The organism is Nocardia sp. NPDC056064 (genome assembly GCF_042266925.1).
Taxonomy (GTDB): Bacteria; Actinomycetota; Actinomycetes; order Mycobacteriales; family Mycobacteriaceae; genus Nocardia.
This window is the reverse complement of the sequence record NZ_JBHJWO010000001.1, coordinates 3068319-3074841: the sequence shown is the minus strand read 5'-3', so window position 1 is coordinate 3074841 and position 6523 is coordinate 3068319. Positions and strand designations below refer to the sequence as shown.

The window sequence follows — 6523 nt, the reverse complement described above, 5'->3', positions numbered from 1 at the left end:
CCCGGAAGGCCCCACCATGACCAACCCGTTCGACGACGACAACGCCCAGTTCTACGTCCTCGTCAACGCCGAAGGCGAACACTCCCTCTGGCCCACCTTCGCCGCCGTCCCCGGCGGCTGGACCGTAGCCTTCGGCGCCGCCCCCCGAACCTCCTGCCTCCACTACGTAGAATCCCACTGGCTCGACATGCGCCCCAACTCCCTCATAGCCGCCATGGCCAACGACTCCTGACCGTCCGGCCTGCGCACGCGAGCCCGCTTCGCCGGGGAGGGCGAAGCGGGCTCGAGGCGGGTCAGGATTGGGCCTGGCGCACACCCTGTTCGATGCGGGCTCCCACCTCGGGGTCGATGTTCTTCCAGTACTCGAAGGCGCGGGCGAGGACCGGTTCGGTTACTCCGTTGAGGAGGTGGCCTACGACGTTGGAGACCAGGCGGTCTCGGGCGGCGTCGTCGAGGACGTCGCGGACGAGGGTGTGGGCCTGGCCGAAATCGCTGTCGTCGGGGCGCAGGGTGTAGGCGGTGCGGACCATCTCGCCGTCGGTGTGCCAGCCGACGACCGGGCCGGAGACGGTGGTGTCGGCGTGCGGGCCGCCCTTGGAGTTGGGGACGTAGACGGGGTCGGTGACGTTGGTGTATCGCATGGCGCCGTCTTTGGTGTAGCTGTGCACCGGGGCGGCGTGGGGTGAATTGACCGGCAGCAGAGTGTAGTTCGCGCCGATGCGGTGGCGGTGGGCGTCGGGGTAGGAGAACCAGCGGCCCAGCAGCATCTTGTCGGGGCTGGGGCCGGTGCCGCGCACCGCGTTGCTCGGTTCGAAGGCGGCCTGCTCGATCTCGGTATGGTAGTCGGTGACATTGCGGTTCAGGGTCATGCGCCCGACCCGGATGAGCGGATAGTCGCCGTGCGGCCAGACCTTGGTCAGGTCGAAGGGGTTGAAGCGGTAGGTCTTCGCCTCGTCGAACGGCATGATCTGCATGTGCAGGGTCCAGCTGGGGAACTCGCCGTCGCGGATGTGCTCCCACAGGTCACGGATGTAGTGATCGGTGTCGGTGGAGGCGTACCGGTCACCCTCCTCCTGGGTGAGGAAGTCCACGCCCTGATCGGACTTGAAATGGTATTTCACCCAGAACCGTTCGCCGTCGGCGTTGTACCAGAGATAGGTGTGGCTCGAATAGCCGTTCATGTGCCGCCAGGTCTTCGGGATACCCCGGTCACCCAGCAGCCACGCCACCTGGTGCGCCGACTCCGGCGACAGTGTCCAGAAGTCCCACTGCATGTCGTTGTCACGTAAGTTGTTGTCGGCGCGGCGTTTCTGCGATCGGATGAAATCCTGGAACTTCATCGGATCGCGCATGAAGAACACCGGGGTGTTGTTGCCGACCAGGTCGAAATTGCCCGCGGTGGTGTAGAACTTGAGCGCGAAACCGCGCGGATCACGCCAGGTGTCCGGGCTCCCGCGCTCGCCGGCGACCGAGGAGAACCGGGCCAGCATCTCCGTCTTCGTCCCGGGCTGGAAGACGTCGGCGCAGGTGTAGGCGCTGACATCGTCGGTGACCTCGAAGACGCCGAAAGCCCCGCCGCCCTTGGCATGTGGCTGACGCTCCACCACGCGTTCGCGATTGAACTGCGCCATCTTCTCGATGAGATACGCATCGTGGAGCAGAATCGGGCCGTCCGGCCCCACGGTCAGCGAGTGCTCGTCACTGGGTACGGGAATGCCCGCATCCGAGGTCGTGAAATTGCTGTCGCTCATTCCATCTCCTAATCGTCGCGTTCCATCGGCGGTGGGGTCCACTGTCCTTCCAGCGCGGACTGTTTCGGGGCGTAGAGGCGCAGGGTGAGGGAGAACTCGCCGGTGGCCGGAATGGGTAGCCAATTGCCCTCGGGGACTTCGGTTCCCGGGTCCGCGTGCTGCACGATGATCTCCACCGAGCCGTCGCGCGCGGGCACCACCGGCGGGATGTGCCCGACCGAGTAGATCTGCGCCGGGTTGGGCACCAGGAACCCCTGGGTGTCGTAGGCGGTGATCGAGGCGAAGGCCTCGACCGGTGGCCACTGACCGGGCGCGAAGCGGATGCGATAGCGCAGCGGCACGCCCGCGTCGTCGGTGGTTGGCGCCGACCAGATGGTGGCGTAGAGGACGTCGCGGGTGGGCGCGAAGCCGGGGGAGCGCATGGTGAGCGCGGCCCGGCGCAGATAGTCGGTGCCGAAGTCGCTGAGCTGGGTGGGGATGTCCCAGCCGTGGACCATCCGGGCGGTGGGGTCGTGCCAGGTGTCGATGCGGTGGTGCGCCTCGCGCACGGCGGTGTCGAGGGCACTGTCGGGCAGCCCGTCGACGGTGCCGCCGGGGCGCACGCCGATGGTGGCCAGCTGCCGCATCATCGGTTCGTCGGCCCGGGCGGGCGGGTTGGTGAGCATGAGCCGGCACATCCGGTTGAGATAGGTGCGCCCGTCGAGCGCGGCGATCCGCTTGACCGGCGGTTCGGTGCCCCGGTCGATCTGGTGCACCCGGGTGACGGTGGCGTCCTGCCTGCCCTGTTCCCACAGCCGCAGCGGCACCAGCTTCATCTGCCGCTGCAACTCGTTGACCCGCGGTGCGTCCTGGGCCCCGTTGATCTGGAACCGGCCGACGATCGTCGACAGCGCCGTCGGGATGCGCAGCTCCACGGTGTGCGGGGGCGGCTTGCCCGACCAGTGGGGTCCGGCGATCAGATAGGTGTACGGCGGGCCGTCGGCGTCGACGGTGGTGCGCGGGTCCTTGCTGGTCAGGTCGTGCACGGTGTTGCCCCAGCCGTCGAGCAGCTGGAAGACCCAGTAGCGATCGGGCTCGGCGCCGGGGATCTGCAGCACCATCGGCTCCTCGGCCAGGTCCAGCCACGCCTGGGTGTAGACCATGTCGTGGCTGAGCCGGGCGACCCCGCGATCCAGCGGATCGGGCAGGGTGCTGTGGTCGAGCACGTTGGTCGGCGCGCTGACCGCCCGCATGATGTCGAGCATGATCATCGGATACCCGAAGATGTAGGCCTCAGTCGCCGTGGCGACCACATCGGGGGAACCGGTGGTGGTGCGGACCGCGGTGGGGAGGGGGTCGTCCCGGCCGCAGCCGGGCAGCGCGACGGCGAACGTGGCCGCCGCGCCGAGGCCGAACAGGGTGCGCCTGCTCAGCTCGTGGTGACCGTCCATCCACCCTCCGTTCGATGGCATCGAGCGCCACCCTAGGACCGGGCGGCCGCGCGCTGCCTCACACGCAACGGGTGAAATCCGTGCTCAACCCAGCAGTACGCGCCGCATCAGGAAGCCGGTTCTGGCCCGGCAGGCGACCGGATCGTCGCCGAAGGCCTGACCCAGATCGATCACCATCGCGAAGGCCGCGTGCACCAGGAACCGTGCCTCGGCCGCCGACAGCGCGGGCCGCACATCGCGCACCAGCCGCGCCCATTCCTGCACGCTGAGCCGCTGGATATTGCGCAGCACCGCGCGCTCCTCGGCGGGTACGTGCCCGAATTCGGCGTAGTAGACCACGGCCAGCGCCCGCTCGTCGAAGGTGTCGGCGACGAACTGCTCGATGAGCTGGTCCAGCGCCGCGCCGCTGTCGCTGGTGCCGGCCACCGCGCGCCCGATCGCCCCGGACACCCGGTCGGCCGCGCGCCGGAACGCGGCGGCCAGGATGTCGGCCTTGCCGCGATAGAACCGGTACACCGCCGAGGCCGCCGAGAGCCCGGCCGCCGAGGCGATGTCCTCCACGCTGACGTTCGGGTATCCGCGTTCGTGGAACAGCTCCACGGCCTTGCGCAGCAGCAGTTCGTGCTTGAACGCCTCCGGGATGGCGAGCCTGCTGGACCGCTCACGCGCCGGGGCCGCGGGCGGCAGACCGGGACCGCTGAGCGCCATACAGGCCGAACCGAGCAGCTTGGTGAGGGTGCGCGCGGGCAGCGCGGCGTGATGGTCGGCGATGCTGGTGATCACACCGAGCATGGCGGTGGCGAGCATGCGCAGATCGGCGGGCGTGAGTTCGGGACGCAGGACGGCGAGCTGTTCGGTGAAGGCGACCAGGACCGCGCCGCGATGGTCGTCGAGGACCTGCCGGTCGGCCGGTTCGAGGTAGCGGCCCTCCCAGCGCACCAGGGTGACGGTGGCGCGATTCTCCACGGTGGCGCCGGTGAGGCCGGTGAGCATGTGCCGCAGTCGGTGCGCCGCGTCCACCGGGTCGCCGTCGATGTCGATCGAGGCGGTGAACGCCTGACCCACCCGCAGCAGTTCCTCCCGGAACAGCGCGTACTTGCTCGGGTAGTGGCGATACAGCGCGGCCGAACTGATGCCGAGCCCGGAGGCGATGTCCTCCATGCTCACCCCGTGGTACCCGGCGGCGCCGAAGGCCATCGCGGAGGTGGCCGCGATCTGCGCGCGCCGATTCTTCGGCCGCCTGCGTACCCCTTCCCCCGCCGCACCGTCGACTATCGACCCACGCGCCCCACCAGACTCGCCGATATTCATACGGGAAGTGTATTAGCCCTTGTGAGGAGGGCTTATCCGGGCATACCAGTCCAGCAGCGCCGGATCGTCGACGGCGCTGCGTTCGACCACCCGGGCCGGATCGGCGCCCTGGAACAGCTTCTTGATCGGCACCTCCAGCTTCTTGCCGGTGCGCGTGTGCGGGACGCCGGGGGCCGCGCGGATCTCGTCGGGAACGTGGCGCGGGGAGACCTCGGTGCGGATCGCGTCGCGGACCCGCGCGGACAGGTCCTCGGTGAGTTCGGCGCCGGGAGCGAGCACGACGAACAGCGGCATCCAGTAGCCGCCGTCGGGCTGTTCGGCGCCGATCACCAGCGCCTCGGCGATCTCCGGGAACTGCTCGACCACCTGGTAGATGTCCGCGCTGCCCATCCGGATGCCGTGCCGGTTGAGGGTGGAGTCGGAGCGCCCGTGCACGACGACGCTGCCGCGCTCGGTCAGGGTGATCCAGTCGCCGTGGCGCCAGATGCCGGGGTAGGTGTCGAAATAGGCGTCGTGGTAACGCTTTCCGTCCTCGTCGCGCCAGAAGGCGACCGGCATGGACGGCATCGGCGCGGTCACCACCAGCTCGCCGACCTCCCCGCGCACCGGCTGCCCGGCCTCGTCGTAGGCGTCCAGGGCGACGCCGAGATACGGCGCCGACAGCTCACCCGGCCACACCGGCACCGTCGGCACACCACCGATGAACGCCGACACCACATCGGTGCCGCCGCTGATCGAGTTCACCTGCACGTGCTCGCCCGCGTTCTCGCCGAGCCACAGCGCACTCGACACCGGCAGCGCCGAGCCGGTGATGCCGACGGTGCGCAGCGCGGACAGATCGTGGTCGGCGCGCGGCACCGAACCCGCCTTGATGCAGGCCAGCACATAGCCGGGACTGGTGCCCAGCACGGTCGCGCGAACCTCGGCGGCCAAGCGCCACAGCGCGTCCGGCGAACCGGCGGTCGGGCTGCCGTCGTAGGTGACGATGGTCGACCCGGTGAGCAGCCCGGCGACCTGGAAGTTCCACATCATCCAGCTCGGGCTGGTGAACCAGAAGAAGGTGTCGGCGGGTCCGATGTCCGATTGCAGCGCAACGGCTTTCAGATGTTCGAGCAGGACACCGCCGTGACCGTGCACGATGCCCTTGGGCAGGCCGGTGGTTCCGGAGGAGAACACGATCCACAGCGGATGATCGAAATCGACCGCGACGGTGTCGATCACGCCGAAACTCTCGTCGGTGATCGCGGTGGACCAGGGCAGCGAGTCGGCGACATCGAGACCGAGCTGCGAGACCGCGACGGTGGCGCGCAGGGTGGGCAGCCCTTCCTGGAGCGCGGCGATCTCGGCGCGCTTGTCGTGTTCCTTGCCGCCGAAACGGTAGCCGTCGGCGGTGACCAGCACGACCGGGTCGAGCTGGCCGAGCCGGTCCAGCGCCGCCTTGGCCGAATAGTCCTGTCCGCAAGCGCTCCACACCGCGCCGATGCTCGCCGTGGCCAGGAAGGCGACGATCGCCTCGGGGATATTGGGCAGGTAGCCGATCACCCGGTCGCCCGGCTCGACGCCCTGATCGCGCAGCGTCCGCGCGAAAACGGCGACCTGCTCGATCAATTCGGCCCAGGAGACCTCGCGCGGTTCGGTGTCCTCGTGCAGCGCGATGATAGCGGGCCGGTCGGGCTGGGCCATCCGGATGATCTGGTCGACATAGTTGAGCCGGGTGCCGGGAAACCACTGCGCGCCGGGCATCTCCCGGGAACCGAGCACCTCGCCCGCCGTCGCGCCCAGTGCGAAGTAGTCCCACACCGCACGCCAGAACCCGGCGACATCATCGACCGACCACTGCCACAGCGCCCGGTAGTCGGGGTACTGCTCGCCGGTCCGGCGGGTCACGAACGCGGCGAAGTCGGTGATCCGTGCCGACGCGATGTCCTGGGCGGTCGGTTCCCACTGCGGTTGCACCGGATGTCCTCCTCGTTCTGGGTTGCGCGGGCCGGAACTGCCCCGTCGATGATTACCCCGGCGCGCGGGCGGTAC

General features: G+C 69.1%; 5 protein-coding genes. 1 reads left to right on the top strand and 4 read right to left on the bottom strand.

What is annotated here, in order from left to right; genetic code table 11:
- Positions 1 to 16 precede the first annotated feature (16 nt).
- Positions 17 to 232 carry an MbtH family protein gene (locus tag ACFC06_RS14050; RefSeq protein WP_336084317.1) on the top strand — a complete coding sequence of 72 codons (216 nt, stop codon included), beginning with the start codon at positions 17 to 19 and terminating at the stop codon, positions 230 to 232.
- Positions 233 to 293: 61 nt separating this feature from the next.
- On the opposite strand, the gene ACFC06_RS14045 is transcribed toward ACFC06_RS14050, so the two are convergent.
- The 4 genes from ACFC06_RS14045 to ACFC06_RS14030 all read right to left on the bottom strand — a co-directional run bounded on the left by ACFC06_RS14045 (position 294) and on the right by ACFC06_RS14030 (position 6448).
- Positions 294 to 1751 (bottom strand): catalase, encoded by a 1458-nt coding sequence (locus ACFC06_RS14045; RefSeq protein ID WP_375930125.1) that lies wholly within the window; start codon positions 1749 to 1751, stop codon positions 294 to 296.
- Positions 1752 to 1759: 8 nt separating this feature from the next.
- On the bottom strand, positions 1760 to 3181 hold the full coding sequence (locus tag ACFC06_RS14040; RefSeq protein ID WP_375930124.1) for a DUF1254 domain-containing protein: 1422 nt from the start codon (positions 3179 to 3181) through the stop codon (positions 1760 to 1762).
- An 84-nt stretch (positions 3182 to 3265) separates the two neighbouring features.
- Complete coding sequence (locus ACFC06_RS14035; protein WP_375930123.1) at positions 3266 to 4492, bottom strand: TetR/AcrR family transcriptional regulator; 1227 nt, start codon at positions 4490 to 4492, stop codon at positions 3266 to 3268.
- Between the two features lie 12 nt (positions 4493 to 4504).
- On the bottom strand, positions 4505 to 6448 hold the full coding sequence (locus ACFC06_RS14030) for an acetoacetate--CoA ligase (RefSeq protein ID WP_375930122.1): 1944 nt from the start codon (positions 6446 to 6448) through the stop codon (positions 4505 to 4507).
- Positions 6449 to 6523: the final 75 nt, after the last annotated feature.

Bases quoted from the DNA above. Each gene is read 5' to 3' on its own strand.
- ACFC06_RS14050 (WP_336084317.1), top strand. From the start codon at position 17: ATGACCAACCCGTTCGACGACGACAACGCCCAGTTCTACGTCCTCGTC.
- ACFC06_RS14035 (WP_375930123.1), bottom strand. From the start codon at position 4,492: ATGAATATCGGCGAGTCTGGTGGGGCGCGTGGGTCGATAGTCGACGGT.
- ACFC06_RS14040 (WP_375930124.1), bottom strand. From the start codon at position 3,181: ATGGACGGTCACCACGAGCTGAGCAGGCGCACCCTGTTCGGCCTCGGC.
- ACFC06_RS14045 (WP_375930125.1), bottom strand. From the start codon at position 1,751: ATGAGCGACAGCAATTTCACGACCTCGGATGCGGGCATTCCCGTACCC.